The 21,307-nt window shown below is 50.2% G+C and carries 18 protein-coding genes and 1 pseudogene; 16 read left to right on the top strand and 3 right to left on the bottom strand.

Annotated elements, in window-relative coordinates:
* From ACYVAM_RS03350 to ACYVAM_RS03325, 6 genes and pseudogenes are all read left to right on the top strand, one after another.
* The gene (locus ACYVAM_RS03350; RefSeq protein ID WP_461063892.1) at positions 1-822 is read left to right on the top strand and encodes a PP2C family protein-serine/threonine phosphatase; all 822 of its coding nucleotides are present in this window, start codon (positions 1-3) and stop codon (positions 820-822) included.
* A complete protein-coding gene (locus tag ACYVAM_RS03345) occupies positions 812-1,585 on the top strand; it encodes a caspase family protein (RefSeq protein WP_461063890.1) in 774 nt (257 codons plus the stop codon). Before ACYVAM_RS03350 ends, ACYVAM_RS03345 begins: the two co-directional genes overlap by 11 nt.
* Positions 1,586-1,617: 32 nt before the next feature.
* On the top strand, positions 1,618-3,861 hold the full coding sequence (locus ACYVAM_RS03340) for a protein kinase domain-containing protein (protein ID WP_461063889.1): 2,244 nt from the start codon (positions 1,618-1,620) through the stop codon (positions 3,859-3,861).
* 9 nt (positions 3,862-3,870) lie between these two features.
* Positions 3,871-4,776 (top strand): tetratricopeptide repeat protein, encoded by a 906-nt coding sequence (locus ACYVAM_RS03335; RefSeq protein WP_461063887.1) that lies wholly within the window; start codon positions 3,871-3,873, stop codon positions 4,774-4,776.
* A 36-nt stretch (positions 4,777-4,812) separates the two neighbouring features.
* Positions 4,813-5,097 (top strand): annotated as a pseudogene (locus ACYVAM_RS03330) (PKD domain-containing protein); the annotation flags it as partial.
* A gap of 234 nt (positions 5,098-5,331) precedes the next feature.
* Positions 5,332-6,162 carry a LamG domain-containing protein gene (locus ACYVAM_RS03325; RefSeq protein WP_461064221.1) on the top strand — a complete coding sequence of 277 codons (831 nt, stop codon included), beginning with the start codon at positions 5,332-5,334 and terminating at the stop codon, positions 6,160-6,162.
* A gap of 7 nt (positions 6,163-6,169) precedes the next feature.
* Here the strand turns inward: ACYVAM_RS03325 and ACYVAM_RS03320 are convergent, their stop codons facing one another.
* Complete coding sequence (locus ACYVAM_RS03320) at positions 6,170-6,961, bottom strand: hypothetical protein (protein ID WP_461063885.1); 792 nt, start codon at positions 6,959-6,961, stop codon at positions 6,170-6,172.
* Positions 6,958-7,545: an RNA polymerase sigma factor gene (locus ACYVAM_RS03315; RefSeq protein ID WP_461063883.1), complete on the bottom strand. Its 588-nt coding sequence runs from the start codon at positions 7,543-7,545 to the stop codon at positions 6,958-6,960. The genes ACYVAM_RS03320 and ACYVAM_RS03315 overlap by 4 nt, the downstream gene beginning before the upstream one ends.
* Positions 7,546-8,025: 480 nt before the next feature.
* Here ACYVAM_RS03315 and ACYVAM_RS03310 point away from each other — a divergent pair, with 480 nt between their 5' ends.
* Together ACYVAM_RS03310 and ACYVAM_RS03305 are read left to right on the top strand one after the other, a co-directional pair.
* Positions 8,026-8,811: a glycosyltransferase family 2 protein gene (locus ACYVAM_RS03310; protein WP_461063881.1), complete on the top strand. Its 786-nt coding sequence runs from the start codon at positions 8,026-8,028 to the stop codon at positions 8,809-8,811.
* Complete coding sequence (locus ACYVAM_RS03305; protein WP_461063879.1) at positions 8,777-10,717, top strand: glycosyltransferase family 39 protein; 1,941 nt, start codon at positions 8,777-8,779, stop codon at positions 10,715-10,717. The genes ACYVAM_RS03310 and ACYVAM_RS03305 overlap by 35 nt, the downstream gene beginning before the upstream one ends.
* Before the next feature lie 28 nt (positions 10,718-10,745).
* Here the strand turns inward: ACYVAM_RS03305 and ACYVAM_RS03300 are convergent, their stop codons facing one another.
* Positions 10,746-12,086, bottom strand: a complete 1,341-nt coding sequence (locus ACYVAM_RS03300; protein WP_461063877.1) for an Nramp family divalent metal transporter — start codon at positions 12,084-12,086, stop codon at positions 10,746-10,748.
* A 257-nt stretch (positions 12,087-12,343) separates the two neighbouring features.
* On the opposite strand from ACYVAM_RS03300, the gene ACYVAM_RS03295 reads away from it, so the two are divergent.
* The 8 genes from ACYVAM_RS03295 to ACYVAM_RS03260 all read left to right on the top strand — a co-directional run bounded on the left by ACYVAM_RS03295 (position 12,344) and on the right by ACYVAM_RS03260 (position 21,307).
* Positions 12,344-12,997, top strand: coding sequence for a metal-dependent transcriptional regulator (locus tag ACYVAM_RS03295; RefSeq protein WP_461063875.1), 654 nt, complete (start codon positions 12,344-12,346; stop codon positions 12,995-12,997).
* Positions 12,998-13,103: 106 nt separating this feature from the next.
* Positions 13,104-14,180 carry an LptF/LptG family permease gene (locus tag ACYVAM_RS03290; protein ID WP_461063873.1) on the top strand — a complete coding sequence of 359 codons (1,077 nt, stop codon included), beginning with the start codon at positions 13,104-13,106 and terminating at the stop codon, positions 14,178-14,180.
* 58 nt (positions 14,181-14,238) lie between these two features.
* Positions 14,239-15,189 carry a DMT family transporter gene (locus tag ACYVAM_RS03285; RefSeq protein ID WP_461063871.1) on the top strand — a complete coding sequence of 317 codons (951 nt, stop codon included), beginning with the start codon at positions 14,239-14,241 and terminating at the stop codon, positions 15,187-15,189.
* A gap of 53 nt (positions 15,190-15,242) precedes the next feature.
* Positions 15,243-16,679 carry a DUF6056 family protein gene (locus tag ACYVAM_RS03280; RefSeq protein WP_461063869.1) on the top strand — a complete coding sequence of 479 codons (1,437 nt, stop codon included), beginning with the start codon at positions 15,243-15,245 and terminating at the stop codon, positions 16,677-16,679.
* Positions 16,680-17,417, top strand: coding sequence for a glycosyltransferase (locus ACYVAM_RS03275; protein ID WP_461063867.1), 738 nt, complete (start codon positions 16,680-16,682; stop codon positions 17,415-17,417).
* Between the two features lie 76 nt (positions 17,418-17,493).
* Positions 17,494-19,221, top strand: coding sequence for a hypothetical protein (locus tag ACYVAM_RS03270; RefSeq protein WP_461063865.1), 1,728 nt, complete (start codon positions 17,494-17,496; stop codon positions 19,219-19,221).
* A 79-nt stretch (positions 19,222-19,300) separates the two neighbouring features.
* On the top strand, positions 19,301-20,302 hold the full coding sequence (locus tag ACYVAM_RS03265) for a glycosyltransferase family 2 protein (RefSeq protein WP_461063863.1): 1,002 nt from the start codon (positions 19,301-19,303) through the stop codon (positions 20,300-20,302).
* Between the two features lie 30 nt (positions 20,303-20,332).
* The gene (locus tag ACYVAM_RS03260; RefSeq protein ID WP_461063861.1) at positions 20,333-21,307 is read left to right on the top strand and encodes a glycosyltransferase; all 975 of its coding nucleotides are present in this window, start codon (positions 20,333-20,335) and stop codon (positions 21,305-21,307) included.

Genomic DNA, 21,307 nt, shown 5'->3' with positions numbered 1-21,307 from the left:
ATGTATATCCAATCCGCTTTGCCCTTTGCGTTTACGCACATTGGACAGCGCAGTATCAATCAGGATGCACTCTATCCGGCTGTCGGCATGGCAACGGATAAGACCCGGCTCTTCATCCTTTGTGATGGTATGGGTGGGGCTGATAAGGGCGAAATAGCCAGCAACTTATTGTGCAAGGCTATAAACGAGTATGCCCTGGCCATGAATGAGCCGGTTTTTGATCAGGCACATCTGAATGCTGCTCTGGATCGGGCGTATGATGCGTATGCCGCTTATTTTGAGCAGCATCCGTTTGTGAATCGCATGGGCTCTACGCTTGCGTTGCTACAGATTCATCAAAACGGCGTTACGGTAGCTCACGTGGGCGATAGCCGGGTTTATCAGTTTCGGGCGGGTAAGATCATCTTTCAAACCCAGGATCACCGGCAGGTGAACGACATGGTCGAGTCGGGAATTATCACGGCAACGCAGGCCCTGTCGCATCCCTGGCGCAATCGGTTGAGCCGGGCGGTGGTAGCCAGCTCTACCGACAAAAAAGGCCAAACGTCCCGCTCTGTGCCTGACATGGTAACTTTAACCGATATCCAGTCCGGTGATTATTTTTTCATGTGCACCGACGGTGTTCTGGAACAGATGGATGACTATGTGCTGGAAACGGTGCTCGCCAGCAACCTACCCGATCTGACCAAAATTCAGTCGTTGCAGGCGGTGTGTGGCGATCAGACAAAGGATAATTATTCTGGCTATTTGATTGGCATCAGTTACGTAAAACAAACTGAATTAGTCCATTCGTCCGATTCTTCCAAAAGGTATGCTGACTAATTTACTGATCTGTTTAGGTTCGTTTCTGGGCTACCATCCCACAGCCACCCCCGGAACTACCTATGCGGTGGTAGTCGGTATTGCCGATTATCAGGCTCTAACGTATGCAACGGGTGATTTGCGGTTTGCCGATCGGGATGCCAGGCAGGTCGTGGCCTTTTTGCGCAGTAAATCCGGCGGAAACGTACCAACCGCAAATATTCAGCTCCTGACCAACCGGCAGGCTACGCAGTCTGCGGTGCAGCAAGCTTTACGGCTCTTCCGGAAGGCGGGACCGGCCGATCGGGTTATTCTTTACTTTTCGGGACACGGTTTGCCAGGTAGCTTTGCTCCCTACGATGCCCAGCCCGGTAATCTGCGGACTATGGTATCCTATCAGGCCATTAAAATGGCTTTCCATGATTCTCCGGCCATAACTAAACTATGCATCGCCGATGCTTGCCTATCAGGCGGTATGACCCGGCAGAAAACCAGCCGACCGGCCATAGAGAGTAAGGGAAATGAGAAAAGTAATGTGGCCATGATACTGGCCAGCCGATCTACGCAGTATGCCGTTGAAGATGGCCAATTAGCGGGTGGTGCGTTTACGCATTTCCTGATCAAGGGCCTGACCGGGCAGGGTGATCTGGATGGCAATGGAATTGTGACGATACGGGAACTGCACCAGTACGTAGGGCCAGAGGTAAGGAAACGAACAAAAGGCCGTCAAACGCCCATGTTCTATGGGCGTTTTTCTGATAATCTGCCCTTGTCGTATCGCTAAATTTAGTAGTTATTGGTTTGTTGATCAGGTATATGCATCAAACGTTTACGTCGTTTAAAGACTTCAAACAACGATACCCTATTCGTCCCAACGACGAAGGGGCTTTGCTGGGTAGTGGTTCATATGGCCGGGTCATCAAGGTCGAAGACCAGCTGGAGACCGAATGGGTCGCCGTTAAAATAAGCGAGTTCAAAGGGAACGATACCAAGTCGCTCAAGGCCGAGGTCGAACTGGCGCAGCGCGTGCCCCGGCAGACCAACATCGCTCGCTATGATGCCTGCTATCGGCTCGAAACGGACACCAGCGTTAGTGACTTCGCCATTATGAAGTACTATCCGGATGGTAATCTGGCCGACCTGATCCGACGTGTCGTGCTAACACCTTCCCAGATTTATGACATTACGCAGGGCATTTTGCTGGGTCTTCAGCATTTGCATCGCCACCGGATCGTTCACCGCGATTTCAAGCCAGCCAACATTCTGATCTCACGCGACAACTCAGGCCGATTTATTCCCAAAATCGCGGATTTTGGACTGAGCAAGCTGGTCAGCGACGAGGAACTGGACAGTTCTGATTTTGACCTGAGCGATGGCCGGGGAACACCATCCTATAAAGCACCGGAGCAGATTGAAGGGAGTCGGGTAAGTTTTAACCTTGACTTGTGGGCGTTCGGCGTCATTCTGTATGAACTGATGACGGGCGAGAAGCCCTTCCGGTCCGACCAGCGTAACAGCAGTGAACAGTCCGTCCGGCGCGAGATCGAGAAGAAAATCATGACGGTCGACTTACCTGCCCGCCTTGACCAGATTGCTGAGCCATACCGGGCTATTATTCGCCGGTGTCTGGTTCGCGATATTCATGAACGTGCCCGCAAGGAGCAGGAATTACTGGATTTATTGGATGCAATTCCCCAACTGATCGCTGAAGCGCAGGAATTACTGAACAAACGGGAATACAAGCTCGCCAGCACGTTATATGAGCAGGTTCTCACCAAAAGGGAACACCATACTGACGCGCAAAAAGGGCTGGAACAATGTGTGGCTGGCTTACAGCATCAGCAACAGAGGGGTATTCTGAAGAAAGCTGATAGCCTCATCAGTCAGCAGCGTTTTGAGCAGGCCAAGGACTTATATGAGCAAGTACTACGGCTCGATCCGGTTGAGGAAACGGCTATTCGTGGTTTGGCGCTGTGCATCGAGTCTCTTCGGCCAAAATCATCCGTACCTGAACCTGAGTTGACCGATGTGTATCAGGAGGAGCGTACCGATGTTTATGTGCCGACGCCAGCACCAACTGTGAAGCCTAGTAAGCCGTTGGCTGTCAGGGAAGTAAAGCGCGAGTCGGCAAAGGCGATAAAGTCTGCTTTTGCGGCACCAGCTAAATCGTCGGCCAAACCCGCTAGTCAGCCGCCTGTTCTACCACCGACAAGTCAATCCGTTCTCGTTAACCCAACGGGGCGAGCGTTTCCCTGGCGGGTTATGGCGCCCATCGCCCTCGTTGTTGGGGGCATTGTGCTGTATGTTAATCTGCGAAGCATTACACCTGGCCCGTCAGAGTCCGTAAGAAAAACAGAGAGTAATTCAATGGCGGCAGTTAGTCCCTCAATCGGCCTAAAGCCGGAACTGGGAAAAAAGCCGGAAGTGATAAAGCCAGTGCCGGGTGAATCGAAAGAGGCCCTGAACAAACGAATAGATGTGGCCTTGGGTAAAGCGAAACGGTCGTACCTGCAGAAAGATTACATGGCTGTTGTTACGATGACCAACAGTGCATTGCGTCTTGATCCTGAACGACGGGATGTGGCTGCCTTACGGACGGAGGCTATAACGGCTATGAAAGAATTGCCGGGTAAAACGCCGGAAGAGAAGAAGACAGAGGAACCAGTTGCTGGTTCGTCAGAATCACCCAAAAAAGAAACGCCAGAATCAGACAAATCAAAAGCGACGGAAACAACTCCAATTCCAGAATCACCGAAGAACGCAAAGCTGGAAGCACAGGAGAAATACGATCAGCTCATCGAGAGTGGACAGAAGGCCATTGCAAAGGGAAATAACAAGACTAAAGCGATAGCTGATTTTACAGAAGCCCATTCGCTGGCAAAAGACCAGGACCTCAATACAGCCAAAGCCGATGCCGCTTATACAACCTACATGGCGACCGCCAATAGAATCTTTGACCGGGAAGAGTTTGAGGGAGCTAAAGACTGGTATCTGGTCGCCAAGTCGCTGAAAGACACTGACGAAGTCCGTCGGAAGATCAAACAATGTAATAACCAGTAACCCAATTTTATGCGTAAAGCACTACATCTTTTTATCCTTGCCGTATTATTATTCGCTCTGGTGCCTTCCGTTAGGGCGCTGGGTCGCATATCGGGTGCCGCCATTGTCGATGATGAATACGACCGTTACAAAAAACGGGGTGACGATCTTTTTAAAGAAGGTAGATACCAGGAAGCTCGTCGGCAGTATCAGAATTGCCTTGAAGTCCCCGGTTTCGAAAATGACCCCTATGCCAAGGAACAAATTCAGGAATGCACAACCGGACTGGCCTTGCGCCAGCAGGCCGACGATGCACTGAGAGGGAATAAAGGCCCGGAAGCGGTCAAACTATTTGGCCAACTGTTAAATCTTAACCCCGACGATGCCATTACGAAAATGCAGTTAGCGGATTACTATGAACGCGTCGGCAACCAGCTTTTTAACCAGAAACGCTACCTCGAGGCAAAGACTAATTATACGGAAGCCGTTAAGTACGCCACGGCGACAAAGAAAGAAACGCTGTCAATTCAAATTCAGACTATCAACGATATTTTGTTTCCAAAACCCTCCAAACGTGTTGGTATAAAGGTCGTTACGGGTCTGGTTGCGGTAGGGGCGGGCGCGTATGCTGCCCTGTTACGAAGTGATTATCAGTCGAAAATGAGCACGCTGAATCAGGTCAGCCAAACGACCGATCCAACCGGAAGTGGCGTTATTGCCGATCCTTCAAGTTACCAGCAATACGAAGCCGCTTATAATGCTGCTCAGGCTGCTCAACAGAAAAACGGGCTATTCAAAGCCTGTTTAGGCGTGGCGGCCGTGGCCACCGTAGCCGAACTTTATCTGCTATTGCATAAGCCAAAGCCAAGGGTGAGTGCGCTGCAATGGAAACCTTCGTCCCAGTCGTGGGGCTTGGCCATTAGCTACACGTTTTGATTTTTCTTATTCATACCATACAAATTCAATTTTGTGATGACTCGTTTATACACCTATTTACTTTGTTTGTTCTTTGTCGGTAGCGGTGGAGCACTTCTTTTAAGTTGTAATAGCTGGGATTTGCCCACAAAAAAAACGCAGCGGATTTGTGAACCTCCCAGTGGGAGTTTAACGGCAAAAGCGCAGGAACGGAAAGTTGATTTTTCGATTAGTGATGCCAAAGGAACCATTGACCAGGTTACCTGGAATTTTGGAAATGGAATTACCGCCACAACTACAAGTACAACGGTTACGTATACGTACCCGACTTCTGGTACATATACCGCCAGTGCAACGATGACAAATACGTGTACTGGTAAAGCGACATCATCCGCTGTAGTTAGTGTTTTTAATATCGTTGCTCCTTCGGTTAGCACGGCCAAGCCATCTAATACCAGTGTCGTAACAGTCAGTGCAAACATTATTGTTACTAATTATGGTAATCCTGCTGCTATAGAATATGGTATTTGTTATTCATCAAGTAGTAATATCCCAGACGACAAAAACTCAACTCTTGTGTCGGCAAACACGCCAACAGTAGGCGTAACCACGGCCGTCAACCTGACAAACTTGACCCCAAGTACGACATACTATTATCGTGCTTATGCCAAATTGCCTTCAGGACAGTTTGTCTATAGCTCAACAGTCGAAACCTTTACGACGCTAGCAGACCCGCTTCTTCAGGATCTGATTGCCTCTATCTCCTTCACCGATCAATCGCTTTTGGACGTCAGCGGGTATAATAACCATGTTAAACTGGTTGACAATCCTACGTTCACGACTGATCATAAGGGGAGAGCGAATTCCGCTATTTTCCTGGATGGTGTGAATGACTACTTCTATATGGATGAGAGCAACAGTCTGAATCCGGATGCTCTATCGGTAAGTGTCTGGTTTAAAATGTCTTCCTTCACGCACCGGATGCAGATATATAACAAATCGCACTTCACCGACAGCGCTAATGAAACCTACAGCGCCTTGCTAAAATTAGAAGACGATAAAGGACCTAATACGGTAGTTATGACCAATATCAAACAAAATAGCAATTGTCAATCCGGCAAAGGCTGGCAGGATTTTCCGGTTACCAGTAGAATACAAAAAGATACCTGGTATCATCTGGTCTTCACCTATAGCGGAAGAAGCATTCAAATGTATTTGAACAATGTGTTACTATACAGAAATGACGAACTTCCTTATAGCACAATGGATAAATGTCCCGGTGCCGAACTGAAATTTGGCGCGGCCATTCAGGAGCTCAACTGGTTCTTCCACGGCGCCATGGATGACATCCGTATTTACAAACGGGCGTTGACTGCCGGCGAAGTGGACGCGTTATATAAGCAGTAAAATCAGCTTACTCGATTTTTTTGAGCACTCGCTTGGCCAGCGATTGAAAAGGATGGGCCTTGTCTGTACTGATTCGTTTCAGGATGGGCAGGGCCTCTTCTTTTTGCTCGTTCTTCACAAAGGCCAGTGCCAGAAACCATTCCGATTTTTGCTGAAGTGTTCCTGACGATGTCGCCCGGGCTTTCGTCAGCAACGGAATAGCCTCCACGGGTTGCTTGTTGGCCAGGTAGCTTAGGCCCAGAAAGTAGTTTCTATACGGAAGCGTCTGTTTGTCGGCGGGCAACGTTTTTAACTGGTCGATCACCTCATCGTACTTTCCAGACTTGTACTTCGTCATCGCGTCCATGAACTGGTTGCGGACGGAAGGCAATACCTTGCCGGAAGGGAAATCCTTCATCAAGTCAGCCGATGGGTCAGACGAGAACGTTTCGGCGTAGGCAAGATCCGCCTGCCGACTTGTCGTCTGCTGATAAGTGAAATACCCCACGCCCAGCACAACGACGACCGAAGCAGCCGCAGCCCAATAGCGCCAGGAAACCAACGGACGAACAGTGGGCTGGTGAATAGATGCGGTTTCAACCGGAGCCGAAGTTGCCTTGTACTGCGCTTTTGCCTGTTCCAGTGCCCGTTCGATGCCCAGCGCCCGAAGGCCCAGCCGGATGTCGCGTTGCCGGTCGACCTCTGCCCGAAGTTCATTATCCGCTTGTATGTCCATCTCAAAGGCAGCCCGGTCGGCTGCCGACAGCTCATTAGTCAAATAAGCGTCGATAAGTTCGTATTGCTCTTCTGATAACTTCATAGCCCTTGCTGAGTCACGGTTTTCAGGTAAAACGTTTTCAGCTTTTCTGCGCAATCATAGCGCTTCGATTTAACCGATGATTCTTTCATACCAAGTCGTTCGGCAATATCCCGGAGGGAGAGGTCATCCATATAAAACCACTCCATCAATTTTCGGCATTCTCCTTTGAGCTGGTCAAGTGATTTTCGAACGGCGTCCACGACCTCCATCCGCTCTAGATCCTTGACCACATCGGCCGTATCAGCCGTGTCGATATCATCGGACAATGCTGTTTTTGTTCGGAACCGGGCCGACTTCAATTCGGTCTGCCACACGCGTTTGCAATACTCAAAGACGACCGTTGTAATGCGGGCCTCTGCCTGAAGCTGGTATTTTCCGGTTTCTACATTGAGCAGAAAATTAAGTAATCCTTTCTGAAACGAATCTTCGGCGTCCATATCGGAGCCACTGTTGGACAGTACCCAAAACCGAAAGGAAGGGAACACATCAGCGTACAGAAACTGATAGGCCCGCTCATCGCGACGGGTCAAGGCCGTATAAAATTCAAGTTCCGTTGAGTAAACAGGAAGTGGTCGGGTTGACATAGGGCTGTAGAATGGGCGAATATAAAGCCCGATGGCCCACAATCGTATCGACCCGCTAACTATTGGTTAATAGGAGACAGCTTAAAAAGGTAAGTGAAAATAAATTTTAAAAATTTCGCACTTCAGCCACTCACCTTTTTATCCCTCCGGCTATATACCGTCGAAAATCAACTGATTCCGCTTTCCGCATCTATCTACATCCATAAAACAGACCAATGTCCAACCTTTCTTTTCGCAAAATTCATGACCAGACAAGCTTATGAAAACGACTAATCCCCGGTGATTCACCGGGTGTCAACGCTGATGATCTATAACGCCTGATAGCCTGGATGTTGAGTCAAATCAGGTTAGAAAAATAGTTTCTCTGTAAAATAGGCTAGTAGGCACAAAATTTGTCCTGCTATTTATGGGGAAACATGCGTGAGACATTTGTAAACAACTTAAATTAGCTAAATCCTTTTTATCTGATCCACATTCAGCATGAAACTATCCATACTCATTCCCGCTTTCAATGAAGAACGTACAATATATTTCCTACTAGAACAGGTTTCGACCGTTCAGCTCCCAAAAGGCATTGAGCGAGAGGTAATTATTGTCGATGATTGTTCTCAGGATATGACCCAGGCTTGTGTGCAGAATTTCATGAGTCAATTTGATGGGGCGAACATTCAATACATTCGGCATGCCGTAAACCAAGGAAAGGGAGCCGCTTTAGTCACCGGAATAAATGCCGCAACCGGCGACTTTCTGGTGGTACAGGATGCCGATCTGGAGTATGATCCAACGGAATATTCGTTGTTGCTCCAGCCTATACTCGATAACAAAGCCGATGTGGTGTTTGGCTCCCGGTTTCTGGGCGGGCGACCGCATCGGGTCCTGTATTTCTGGCATTCTGTAGGCAACAGATTTCTTACATTGTTGTCGAATATGTTTACCGATCTGAATTTGACGGACATGGAAACCTGCTACAAAATGTTTCGTCTGGCCACGCTCAAGCAAATAAAATTACGCGAAAAACGGTTTGGCTTCGAGCCCGAAATTGTTGCCAAGATTTCTCGTATTCCCGGTATTCGTATTTATGAAGTAGGCATTTCCTATGCGGGCAGAACGTATGCCGACGGGAAGAAAATTGGCTGGCGCGATGGCTTCCGGGCCATCTACTGTATTGTCTATTACAATCTGTTTCGTGCTGCCAAGCCCCGGAAGTCTGTTGCACCCGTTAATGCGATGTATGAGCATCTGGATACTGTTCTGGGCAGTCGCTAGCCTCTGGTACGGCCAGTCTGTGTACCGGGCCCGTTGTGCAAATCCGGCGCCAGTTCGGTACGGGCTGATGGATTCACTACTTGTCAATACGGGAGCTGTCGTTTTTTTGACAGAGACATTAAGCTATTTTCATCAACTCAATCACGCCAAAGCAGGCCTGGCCTGGGTTGGGATAGCCATCTTTTTTACAGGCTGGGCGATCATTCAGCGCCGTAGAGGAGGAAACATAGCTGGGCTTCCGTGGCGTCGGTTGTCCAGGTTTGAGCGCCGATGCCTTCTCATAACAGGTATCATTCTGGCTCTGACGCTTCTGACCGCGATTCTTTATCCCCCCAATAATTTCGACTCCCTCACGTACCATATGGGGAGAATTGGGCACTGGCTGCAACAGCAAAGCATCCGGCCTTTCGCTACGCACATCGAACGGCAGATTTACCAGCCCCCGCTGGCAGAATGGGTAATTATGCACACCATGCTTCTTAGTCAGTCTGATCTGTGGGCTAATGTTGTACAATGGCTGGCGGGCGTTGGGTGCCTGGTTGGTTTGTCGTTGCTGACGCAGCAAATGGGCGGCTCTCGTTCCTTACAGATAGCTACCGTTTTCGTGGCCGGAACGATTCCTATGTTTATCCTTCAGGCATCGTCTACGCAAAACGATTTAGTCGTATCGTTCTATTTAATTCTACTGGGGCTCTATTTGCTTCGGTATTATCAGCATAGACAGATTGCAAGCATCGTTTGGGCCGGTCTTGCCTTAGGATTTGCCTGGCTTTCTAAAGGAACTGCCTATTTATTCAGTGCTCCCCTACTGCTAACGTGGGGCCTTATGGAGATTAGGCACCTGTTGTTTGTGGACAGAAGCAGCGCCATTGCAAACCAGTTTGCATACAAACTGGCATTACCCACGGTGCTACTCGTCCTGATAGGCCTGGGGCTGAATGCGGGCCATTATTCACGAAACGTTCTCGTTTATGCGCATCCGTTAACAAATGCTCAACTGGAGGGCGACTATACGAACCAGGTCCATTCGTTGCGCATGATGGTGTCGAACATAAGCCGTAATCTGGCTATTCATTTTGGGTTCCCGGGCGTAAATACGTTGGTTCAGCAGAGTGTAGAAAGCCTTCATAAGTTATTGGGCATCCGTACAAACGATCCAACTACCACCTTTGCGGGCAGTTCGTTCAAGCTGCCGAGGCTGAGTAATAATGAGGACAATGCCTCTTCGTTTATTCATTTTCTGTGGCTGACTGGCAGTCTCGTCTGGTTAATTCGCCACAAAAACCAGTCGAATCGAACGCCTTACCTCATTTTGGCCGGAATCATTTCCCTCACCTTCATGCTGTTTTGTGCCTACCTGAAGTGGCAACCCTGGCATACGCGTTTGCACCTGGTTCTGTTTCTGCTGGCCTCCCCAATCGGAGCCCTTGGGCTACAAGCGGCAGTTGAGAGAGGTATACACTGGCCCTTCTGGCTATTTGTGCTGTCGGCTGGCGGGTTTGTCTTGACGAACCCATTCCGGCCATTGATCACGTTGCCACCCCTCACGCAACCAGTGTCGTTTCTGACGGGCCGGGAACGTAATTATTTCGTGAATGGTCATGAATACCGAAGCGCTTTTGACCAGATTTCAACGTTTTTGAACCAGCAACGGCATGATTCTTTACAAATCGGGTTGATTTTGGGGGAAGATGACTTTGACTACATGTGGTACCATCAGCTCAGGCAACCTGTTCAGCTCTACCATATTCGCGTTACGACACCCAGTAAATCATTGGATACCCATCCAAAAGTCGACTACATTATCGCGATGCACCCCGGGAAGGACACCCTTCAGTATGGTGATAAAGTTTACCAGCGGCTACAACCTGAAACGGGCCCTATAGCTTTGTTCGGCCTTCGTTAACAACGTAGACAGACCTGTATCCAGGTAATCATAAACTCGAAACCGTATCCCACAGCAAATACCCATTCAGGCCAATGATGAGCACGGCAACTGCCCATGACAACGCCTTTATCCAGAGTGGATTAACGAAACGGCCCATTTTAGCTTTACTGTTCGTAAATAAAACCAGGGGCACTACCGCAAAACTAAGCTGAAGTGACAACACGACCTGACTAAGCACAAGCAACTCGCTGGTGCCGTGCTCGCCATATAAAATAGCCACAATCAGTGCCGGAACGATAGCGACCAGGCGGGTGATAAGCCGACGTATCCAGGGTTTAACGCGCAGGTTGATGAAGCCTTCCATCACAATCTGCCCGGCCAGCGTACCGGTGAGGGTCGAGTTTTGACCGGAAGCCAGCAGCGCTACCGCAAACAAAATACCGGCCATCTTAACGCCAAGTACGGGGTCGAGCAGGCGGTGGGCATCCGTGATGTCGGCCACTTGCTGATTGCCCGAAAAATGAAAGGCTGCTCCGGCCAGAATGAGTATGGCCGCGTTGATAAAAAAGGCTAAAAATAAGGAAACGGTCGAGTCGATGGTGGCGTACTTAATGGCCGATTTACGGCCCTCATCGTTGCGTCCGAAATTGCGGGTTTGCACAATGCTGGAGTGCAGATAGAGATTATGGGGCATCACCGTGGCTCCTAGTATGCCAATGGCAATGTAGAGCATACCCGGATTACTGATGATTTCGGTCCGTGGAATCAATCCCGAAACGACACCGGCAATGTCGGGTTTCGATACCAGCAGTTCATAGCCAAAACAGCCCACTATCAGGAAAATCAGGCTGGCAACAATCCGTTCAATGAGCTGGAATCCTTTGTTCTGTAAAAACAGCAGGAGTAATACGTCCAGCGCCGTAAGCAGAATGCCAACCGTGAGGGGTAGGCCAAACAGCAGGTTAAGCGCAATGGCTGAGCCAATTACTTCGGCCAGATCGGTGGCGGCAATGGCGATTTCGGCCAGCAGCCATAAACCAATGGAGACTGGCTTGCTGTAATGATCGCGGCAGGCCTGTGCCAGATCACGGCCGGTGGCAATGCCCAACTTGAGCGCCAGATGCTGAAGTAATATGGCAAAGAGGTTGGAAATCAGCACGACTGATAACAACCGATACCCATATCGCGCACCGCCCGCAATGTCCGTGGCCCAGTTGCCGGGGTCCATATACCCGACGGCAACCATCAGTCCCGGCCCCGCATAGGCGCGTAAGGTTTTGAAAAAGCCTCCGCCCACAGGTATTTGAACAGAGCTATGCACGTCGGCCAGTGAATTTGCCTTATTCTCCTGCCGCCAGCCGCTCATCGACGTATTCGTTGCTTCCATTTACTACAATCGAACGTTAACTACTTACTAGAGTTTTGTTCAACGAATTAGTTTACACGTTAATCGGTCCGCCCTCTGCTTTATGTGTCAGGGCGCTTGTTGTCAATACACTGTTCCTCTAACGAAATAAAGGTAAGGATTGTTGAAATAAAAATTTAGACTAGTCTAAATTTTTAGAAAGTTTAACATAAAAACTACCTTTGCCCGCAAACGGTTTCCGTTTGTTCAGCCGTTATGAATAAGCAGCCGTCTAGTCCATGCATTCATTCACTGAAGAGAACTATCTAAAGACCATCTATTACCTCGCCAATCGGCAACAGGGTGAAGTGAGCACGAATGCCCTGGCAGAAATGACGGCAACAAAGGCGGCATCGGTGACGGATATGCTGCGTAAACTGGCTGATAAACAGCTCATTCATTATAAGAAGTACCAGGGTGTCCGGCTAACCGAAGAAGGAGAACGGATTGCCCTTCAGGTTATTCGGCGGCATCGGCTCTGGGAGGTCTTTCTGGTTCAGAAACTTGGTTTTGGCTGGGATGAAGTACATGAGATTGCCGAAGAACTGGAACATATTCGGTCCGAAGAACTGGTGACGCGATTAGATACGTATCTGGGTTGTCCGCAGTTTGATCCCCATGGTGATCCGATTCCTACCCACGCCGGTCAAATGCCTGAAATGGGGTATCGAAAGCTGTCGGAGGTGGCCACGGGAGAAGATGTTTGCCTGATGGCCGTGCTGGAACACTCGACTGAGTTTCTGAAACACCTTGATCACTCGCACCTTACCCTGGGCAGTACGGTTACGGTCAATGAAATCAATACGTTCGATAAGTCTGTTCTGGTGCAGATAGAAACCGGACGGACAGTATTTGTCACTCACGAAGTCGCCATTAATTTATTAGTAAGTTAAGGTATTCGATTTAACGTGGTGTCGGCGGGGCCGCCCGCGCGGTTCTTAAAACCGACATGCCAACTAGTTTAATGTGCCGGTTTCTTAAAAACCGGCACCCCAAAAGATGAAACTTCTAGACGCCTACATACTGAAGCGCTTCCTGCAAACCTACATTTTTGTGGTGCTGGTGATTGTGCTGGTGGTGGTGATGATCGATTACACCGAAAAGGTGGACAACTTTCATAAAACCCATGCACCCGGCAATGAAATCCTGTTCAATTATTACCTCAATTTCATTCCCTACTGGGCTAATTACATCAGCCCCCTGATGGTGTTCATTGCGACCGTCTTTCTAACGTCGCGGTTAGCGGCTCGTACGGAGATTATCGCTATTTTAAGCAGTGGCGTCAGTTTTGTTCGGCTGCTTTTTCCGTACGTGCTGGGGGCATCGGTACTTGCTGTGGCTACCTATTTCATGGTCAATTACGTGATTCCCAGCGCCAACAAAACCCGGATCGCGTTCGAAATAAAATACATCAACGACGCGTATAATTATTCCGGCCGGAATGTGCATCTGAAGATCGCCCCCAATACGTACGCTTACCTGGAGAGTTACAACAACCAGAGCAATACCGGTTATAAGTTTACGATGGAGCGAGTGGAGGGCAATCAGCTCAAGCAAAAACTTTCCGCCGACCACATCGAATGGGATGCGAAAAAGAAAAAATGGACCGTCTATGATTATAAGATTCGGACAATCAATGGGTTACGGGAGACGCTCACGCCCGGTCCCCGCATCGATACGACCCTGAATCTTAAACCCGACGACTTTAGTTCGGATTTTAACTTGTACGAAACGCTCACGCGTCCGGAGCTGAACCTCCACATTGCGCTCTTGCAAAGCCGGGGTGCCGATGGGGTCGAAACGTATCTGCTCGAAAAATACAGCCGGGACACCCGCCCGTTTGCCATTATCATTCTGACGGTGATTGGCGTTATCATGTCGGCTCGGAAGAGTCGGCGGGGTGTAGGCTGGCAAGTGGCATTAGGGTTTATTCTGGCCTTCACGTATCTGCTGTTCTTCATGCTGGCCAAAGGCATTGCCGAGTCGGGTAACCTCAATCCCATAGTGGCGGTCTGGTTACCAAACGCTATTTTTGCGGCCATTGGCGTACTTTTGTACAACACCATTCCAAGGTAAGGAGTAACGAATGATGCATTGGGACCGTCCGGACGGTCCCAATGCATCATTTACTATTATGCAAGAAAAGGCTTCACTTACAGACTATCTTCAACTTCATTTCATTGTTCTGATCTGGGGCTTTACCGCTATTCTGGGCAAATTGCTGCAACCGCTCGATCCATCGGCGGTCGTTTTGTTTCGGACCCTGCTGGCGGTTCTCGGGCTTGGGGTTGTGCTCACCATCCGACGGCAAAACCTGCGGGTAACGACTGCTGACGCCTGGGGCCTGCTGGGAACGGGTGGACTTATTGGGTTACACTGGGTCTTATTTTTTCTGGCAGCCCGGTTGTCCAACGTGTCGGTATGCCTGGCCGGTATGGCAACCAGTTCGCTTTGGGCGAGTGTACTGGAGCCGTTGCTGTTGCGCCGGCGGGTGCGTCCTGTTGAGGTTGCGCTTGGGGCGGCCGTTATGGCAGGGCTTTACCTGATTTTTCGCTTCGAGTTCGATAAGGTAGTGGGGCTGGCCGTTGCCGTCGGGTCGGCCATGCTGTCGTCGCTGTTTACCATTATCAATAGCCGATTCACGCACCGGTATGATGCGCTGGTCATTTCATTCTATGAAATGGCCGGGGCCTTGTTGGGAGCAATTGTTCTCTGGTTGCTGGTACGGCAACTCAATGTTCAGGAAACCGGCGTTATTGTTCCGTACGTACCCCAGACAGCCCTGCAATGGCTCTGGCTGTTCGTGCTTTCGATGGTTTGCACCGTCTATGCCTATACCGTTGGGGTTAGCCTGTTACGAAAGTTTTCGGCGTATCTGGCCATATTAACTGTAAATTTGGAGCCGGTATATGGTATTTTACTGGCCTTATTGATTTTTGGCGATACCGAACACATGACATCGGGCTTCTACATTGGTACGCTCGTTATTCTGATTGCTGTCCTGGCTTACCCGTTCCTGAGTGGCCAGAAACCGACAAATACCACGCCTACCGGGGGTGATTTGGAAATAGATAGTCAACAATAAAGCGAATAGAGGGCATCGTTTGTGCCCTGATTTACGCCTGTACGAATTTTTGCATGAAACATCCGCTTATTGATCGGTTGGCGACCGTAACCGTTATTCTTCTGTTTTTACTGGCTTACCTGCCCTTAGTACTGCTCTCGTTTCACAACCATCCATCGGCTGCCGACGATTACTGTTTTGCCGATACGGCTGTACGGTACGGGTTCTGGCAGGGACAGAAATTTTATTACGATGGTTGGACAGGACGTTATTTCTCCAATATGCTCGTGCATGGCAGCCCCCTGGTGTGGGGCTGGTATGATGGGTACCGGTTTATTCCGGCGCTGTTAGCGACGGCACTGGTCGGCGCCATTTATGCACTAACCAATGAATTACTGCGGGGCGAGTCGTTGAAAAACCGGCTTCAGGTAACGGGGCTGCTGTTCTTTATGATTGTGCTGGCCTTGCAAAGTACCGTCGAAGCGTTTTTCTGGACAGCCGCCATGGCGACCTACACCGTCCCGACCATTCTCACCATTTATCTGCTGGCCGTTATTATTCAGTGGTATCGTTTACCGGATGGTGCGCTGAAATGGCTGACTGCTGTATGGGCGGGTTTTTTGGTATTTGCCAGCATCGGCTCCGGCGAAACGAACCTTGTTCTATTAATTTTACTGCTGCTGGCCATACTGGGATACCGCTTGGTGTTTCTTCGGCGGTTCGACCCCTTGTTGGTCTGGCTGGTGGTGGTGGCCTTCGTGTCGGCCTGGTTGTTGTTCCGGGCACCTGGCAATGCGATTCGGATGGGAAGCAATCAGGCAAAGGCTGGCGAACTGGTCAAGTCGATGGTGCTCTCATTCGGCTGGCTGGCCCGGTCGATGGGATTGTGGTTGCTTAAAACACCTGTTATTCCGTTCTCACTGCTTTTCATTCCAATTGCCCGTCGACTAGTTCGGCACGGTAGCCCGGTTCGTGAGTTATTTTTATTGCCGGCCGGTCTGGTGGCTGTTGTCTATCTGGGCCTACTGGCTGCCACCATTTTTCCGTCCTATTATGGGTTAGGCATTCCACCTTTTGCCCGAACGATGAACGTCCTGTTCGTTTTCTTTGCGCTCGGCTGGTTTTATGTATTGACGGTCTGGGTCGGTTGGCTGGAACGGCGTGGCCGCAGCCTGACGCTCGTTCAGAAGTGGCCTGCGCCCGTGTGGATGCTGGCCGGCATCTGGGTAATTGGCAGTGTTAGTTTCAGCAAGTCGATGAAACAGATGGGCACTGACATCGTAAGTGGCGATGCCGCCACCTATGACCGGGAAATGACCGAGCGGCATCGACAGTTGATGCTGTCTGCCGATACGGTTCATTTACGCCCCATTAGCGTCTATCCGCCCAGCATCTTTGTCGAAGATATTAAGCCGGACCGCTCACACTGGTGGAACCGTTGCCAATCAGGTTATTACGGACATAAAGTTATTGTTCTTGACTCTACCTTCACCGCCACCGCCAAGCCATAAATGTCGTCTGTCTGCATCATTATTCCCTGTTACAACGAAGCGACCCGCCTTCGGACCGAGGTTTTCCTGGCGTATATGCAACAGGGTACGAACGTGAATTTTTGCTTTGTCGACGACGGTAGCACCGATGGTACCAAAGCGGTGCTGGAAGGAATGCAAAGGCAATACGGCAACCGCATCGAGGCCTTAATTTTACCCCGGAATCAGGGGAAGGCGGGCGCTGTGCGGGCGGGCATGTTGCATTGTGCCGATAAACCATTCGAATACCTGGGTTATCTGGATGCCGACCTCGCCACACCGCTCACGGCCATTGCTGATCTGACCACTGTGCTGGATGCCAATCCGGTGCTTGATCTGGTCATGGGCTCGCGCATTAAGTTCCTGGGGGTCGATATTCGGCGGGATGCCTTTCGGCACTATGTTGGCCGGATCATTGCCACCGTTATCAGTACAATTCTGAAACTGCCCGTTTACGATTCGCAATGTGGCGCCAAACTGTTCCGGTCGGGCATTGTGGCGAAGCTGTTTCAGGAACCGTTCATCAGTCCGTGGCTATTCGATGTCGAACTACTGGCCCGGCTCACCCAACACTATGGTCGGCCGGACGTACTGAGCCACCTGGCCGAGCAGCCTCTGCGGCAGTGGATCGAGCAAAGCGATTCACGAATCAGCTCAGGCTATGTGTTTAGAATGTGGTATGAGTTGTACCGGATTCAGCGAAAATACAGAAATGTATAATCGACCATTAATCAACTTCTGTGAACACCAACCGGGGTGTTGACGGGAAGGAATCTGAAAAATTAAGTTCTGCATTATGTCTACAGTTAGTACCGCACCAGCCCAGAGCCGACTCGTTTCACGGCTACAAAGCGTTGCCCCTGTATTAATAGCGTTGCCAATTGGTTGCTTTATTCTGTTCGTAGTTACGTATGCGGTGAATGTTCCCTGGTTCGACGACATTGATGCGTTTCTGGGGTTCACCCTAGCCTATACGGATGCCACAACGCTCTCCGACAAGGTTTATAACGTTCTGGTGCCCAACAACGAACACCGGATTGTTATTGCCAAGTTGATTACGCTGGCCATGTATTACCTGACGGGTGAGGTCAATTTTCGATGGCTCATCCTGATTGCTCTATTGTTTATCCTCGGCACGCTTGGCTTGCTTTCCCGGGTATTCCGGTCCATGCAGTTGCCCTGGCTGGCTTTTTTGCCGGTGCCCTTCCTGCTGTTGCAACCTGAATACTACCTGACGAGTCTATGGTCCATTCCCGGTTTGCAGCATTCCGTTGTCATTTGCCTGACGCTGTCTTCGCTGTATATGCTTACCCAGCCGGGACGCAGCAACTTTGCGCTCGCGATTACGTTGCAGATTCTGGCGGCACTCTCGATGAGTAATGGGCTGATGGGCCTGATTGCCGGGGGAATCATTCTGGCCTTAAGCCGGAACTGGTATCGTCTGGGCGGCTGGGTCGTCGGAAGTGTAATCGCTATCTGGCTCTATTTCTACAATTTTCAGAGTGCTGGCCGGACCAGTGATAGTTTAGCCTACAGCCTGGCCCATCCTGTGCAGGCCTTCGGTGCCTTTTTTACGTTCACAGGAGCCATGTTCGATCTGACCCCGACTGTTCAGGGGAGCTGGCGCTATGCCGCACCCACGCTGGCGGGTGTGGTGCTGGCGGCATTGGTTCTAAGCCTGGTGTATCGAATGGGCCTTGGCTTTTGGCCCGCTGCCCATGAAAAACGGAATGAGGAGCGGCAAAAACGGCGACTGTTCTTTATCGGTGGGTATGTTTTCCTGTTCGGGAATGTCGCCATTATTGCGCTTTTACGCCTTCGCTACGGTTACGAGGTCATGGTTGTCAGCAATTACATGATCTATCCGGCGGTAATGGCTGCCCTAATCTACCTTAACGTACTGAGTGAAAGCCTGAACGGACGGGCTCAGCAACAGTGCCTGAAAGTAGGCGCATTGGTCAGTATCCTGATTTGGGTATTTGCCTATGGCCTGTATTGGCCCCGGGCGGCCTACCGGAAACAGATGTTGCTGACCAGCGCTATGAATCAGAAACACAATGATATTGGGCTGGGAGCCACTTGGGGAACACCGTTTGCCAATATGGCCCGCTCGGTCATGCGCGAATCGGCCAAACGGGGCATTTATAAATACCCGACTAGTTATGTTACGCCGGTTGAATCGCTGCTGACAGCAGCAACGGCTACTCCACCGAAGGACTCCTGCCTGACCATGCAGGTGCAGGGGGGAGGATACAGCTATGTGGCACAAACGGACCCAATGGCGTATCAAAACGGTTTAGGGCAAGCAGCTATTTTGGTGCAGTCTGATAAGCGACTGCTCCTGTATGCATCGGAAATACCGTTTACGCTACGAAATTTCTGGTTAAACAGGCCTATTACGTCGGTAAAGGCAGAAATTATTAATATCATGCTGGAGCCAGGTCGTTATAAAGTGGGCGTGTTGACGCCGTCGGAGCCGAATCGCCCGATTCAGTTTAGTTGCCAGACGGTGACCATTCCTTAAGAAAAGAACGGGCAGCCACGATCTGCAACGTCAAAAAGTTTACTTTTGTCAAGTCTGTACTGACTCAATATACACTGTTTTGCCGAATCCACAGATTTCTATTGTCGCTCCATTATACAACGAAACGGAATCGTTACCGCGTCTTGTCGACCGGCTGAACGCCGTCATGGATGCGTCGCCCCTGTCTATTGAAGTCGTCCTGGTCGATGACGGGAGCCGCGATACAACGGCCGTGCTGATGCAGCAACTAGCCCTCACCGACAGCCGATATCAGTGCGTATTCTTATCCCGCAATTACGGGCATCAGATTGCGCTCACGGCGGGTATAGCCTCGGCCAGCGGTACAGAAGCGCTCTTTATCATCGACGGCGATTTGCAGGATCCGCCCGAATTGCTGACGGAGTTTTACCAGAAATACCAGGAAGGGTACGACGTAGTGTATGCCGTTCGGAAGAAGCGAAAGGAAAACTGGTTTAAACGAACGGCTTACTCCCTGTTTTATCGGCTGATGCGGTCCATTTCGTACGTCGACCTGCCGTTGGATAGTGGTGATTTTTCCCTCATCAGCCGCCGGGTTGCTGATGTGCTCAAGCAGATGCCCGAAGAAAGTCGGTTTATCCGGGGGATGCGGAGCTGGATTGGATTTCGTCAGATCGGCGTTGAATACGAGCGTGACGCCCGGCTGGATGGCGAGTCGAAATACTCATTCGGTATGCTGCAACGCCTGGCCTATAATGGCATTTTTAACTTCAGCGAATACCCCGTGAAGCTGATTACCCGAATGGGGATGTTCACGATTGGCGTTGCGGTGATCTACCTGATCCAGACGCTGATAAAACGGTTTATTTACCACGACGTGCCTCAGGGCTTTACGGCGCTGTTGTTCGTTATTGTTCTGTTTAGCGGTGTACAACTGATTGCGCTGGGGCTGATTGGTGAATATGTATTGCGCATATTTTTTCAGGCCAAAGGGCGTCCGCTGTATGTTGTTCGGGAGGTTATCCGACACCAGCAGCGTCAGCCGTTGCCAACCCTCCGGAACGCAGATCCAACAACGACTGCTCCGCAAAACACACACTAAACAACCTGTTTCTCTTTGTAAAGAACCCCGATGGCTTTAGATAATACCTTGACCGCCTTTCCTGACCGTATCAACATCGTCATTCCTTTATTCAATGACTGGCAGGCGCTGGGGTTATTGCTGGAACGTATTCGGGACGTCAATGAACCGGCGTTAACGAGCCGACTGACTTTTTTGATTGTTGATGACTGCTCGTCAACGAACTTCAACACATTGCCCGGCGGCATTGGGCAGTCGTTATCGGTGCTGCGTCTTTTCCGGAATGTCGGACACCAGAAAGCCATAGCCCTGGGGTTATCGTATCTGGCTTCCTTACCCGATCAGTATCCAACCATCGTTATGGATTCCGATGGCGAAGACCGGCCCGAAGATATTCCGCAGTTGTTACAAACCGGCGCTGCCAACCCGGGTAGTATCGTGTTTGCGCACCGCGCCAAACGGCATGAAAGCTTTATCTTTCGTATGTTCTACGAGGTCTATAAAAGTGTTTTTCGTCTGCTAACGGGTAAGGTAATCACCTTTGGGAATTTCAGCCTTGTACCCGCCAGTCAGTTGCGTAAACTGGCGTATGTGTCAGAAATCTGGAATAATTATCCCGGTGGCGTGATCCGGTCGCGATTGCCTTACACGGCAGTTCCCCTGGAACGGGGCCGTCGGCTGGCCGGCGAGTCCAAAATGAATTTTGTGTCGCTGGTGCTACACGGTCTGAGCGCTGTATCGGTGCTGATGGATACGACCGCCGTGCGGCTAGCCTTATTTTGTGTTATGATGGTGGCCGTGTCGGTATGCGGCATAGGTGTGGTCGTATTCCTGCGTTTGTTTACCGATGCCACTGTGCCGGGATGGGCCACCTATCTGGTTTTTTCATTCCTAATCGTTATCCTGCAGGCTTTTCTGATTTCGCTACTGCTCGTTTTTATGGTGCTGTCGTATCGAACGCAACCCCAGTTTATTCCGGCCCGGCAATTTGAGGATTTTGTCGAAAAGGTTGAAAAGGTATACTAA

It is taken from the genome of Spirosoma horti, from assembly GCF_054776595.1.
Note: the sequence above shows the minus strand (reverse complement) of the source record. Positions and strands in the feature narration are given on the sequence as shown.

Bases quoted from the DNA above. Each gene is read 5' to 3' on its own strand.
- ACYVAM_RS03350 (WP_461063892.1), top strand. From the start codon at position 1: ATGTATATCCAATCCGCTTTGCCCTTTGCGTTTACGCACATTGGACAG.
- ACYVAM_RS03345 (WP_461063890.1), top strand. From the start codon at position 812: ATGCTGACTAATTTACTGATCTGTTTAGGTTCGTTTCTGGGCTACCAT.
- ACYVAM_RS03340 (WP_461063889.1), top strand. From the start codon at position 1,618: ATGCATCAAACGTTTACGTCGTTTAAAGACTTCAAACAACGATACCCT.
- ACYVAM_RS03335 (WP_461063887.1), top strand. From the start codon at position 3,871: ATGCGTAAAGCACTACATCTTTTTATCCTTGCCGTATTATTATTCGCT.
- ACYVAM_RS03320 (WP_461063885.1), bottom strand. From the start codon at position 6,961: ATGAAGTTATCAGAAGAGCAATACGAACTTATCGACGCTTATTTGACT.
- ACYVAM_RS03315 (WP_461063883.1), bottom strand. From the start codon at position 7,545: ATGTCAACCCGACCACTTCCTGTTTACTCAACGGAACTTGAATTTTAT.
- ACYVAM_RS03310 (WP_461063881.1), top strand. From the start codon at position 8,026: ATGAAACTATCCATACTCATTCCCGCTTTCAATGAAGAACGTACAATA.
- ACYVAM_RS03305 (WP_461063879.1), top strand. From the start codon at position 8,777: ATGAGCATCTGGATACTGTTCTGGGCAGTCGCTAGCCTCTGGTACGGC.
- ACYVAM_RS03300 (WP_461063877.1), bottom strand. From the start codon at position 12,086: ATGGAAGCAACGAATACGTCGATGAGCGGCTGGCGGCAGGAGAATAAG.
- ACYVAM_RS03295 (WP_461063875.1), top strand. From the start codon at position 12,344: ATGCATTCATTCACTGAAGAGAACTATCTAAAGACCATCTATTACCTC.
- ACYVAM_RS03290 (WP_461063873.1), top strand. From the start codon at position 13,104: ATGAAACTTCTAGACGCCTACATACTGAAGCGCTTCCTGCAAACCTAC.
- ACYVAM_RS03285 (WP_461063871.1), top strand. From the start codon at position 14,239: ATGCAAGAAAAGGCTTCACTTACAGACTATCTTCAACTTCATTTCATT.
- ACYVAM_RS03280 (WP_461063869.1), top strand. From the start codon at position 15,243: ATGAAACATCCGCTTATTGATCGGTTGGCGACCGTAACCGTTATTCTT.
- ACYVAM_RS03275 (WP_461063867.1), top strand. From the start codon at position 16,680: ATGTCGTCTGTCTGCATCATTATTCCCTGTTACAACGAAGCGACCCGC.
- ACYVAM_RS03270 (WP_461063865.1), top strand. From the start codon at position 17,494: ATGTCTACAGTTAGTACCGCACCAGCCCAGAGCCGACTCGTTTCACGG.
- ACYVAM_RS03260 (WP_461063861.1), top strand. From the start codon at position 20,333: ATGGCTTTAGATAATACCTTGACCGCCTTTCCTGACCGTATCAACATC.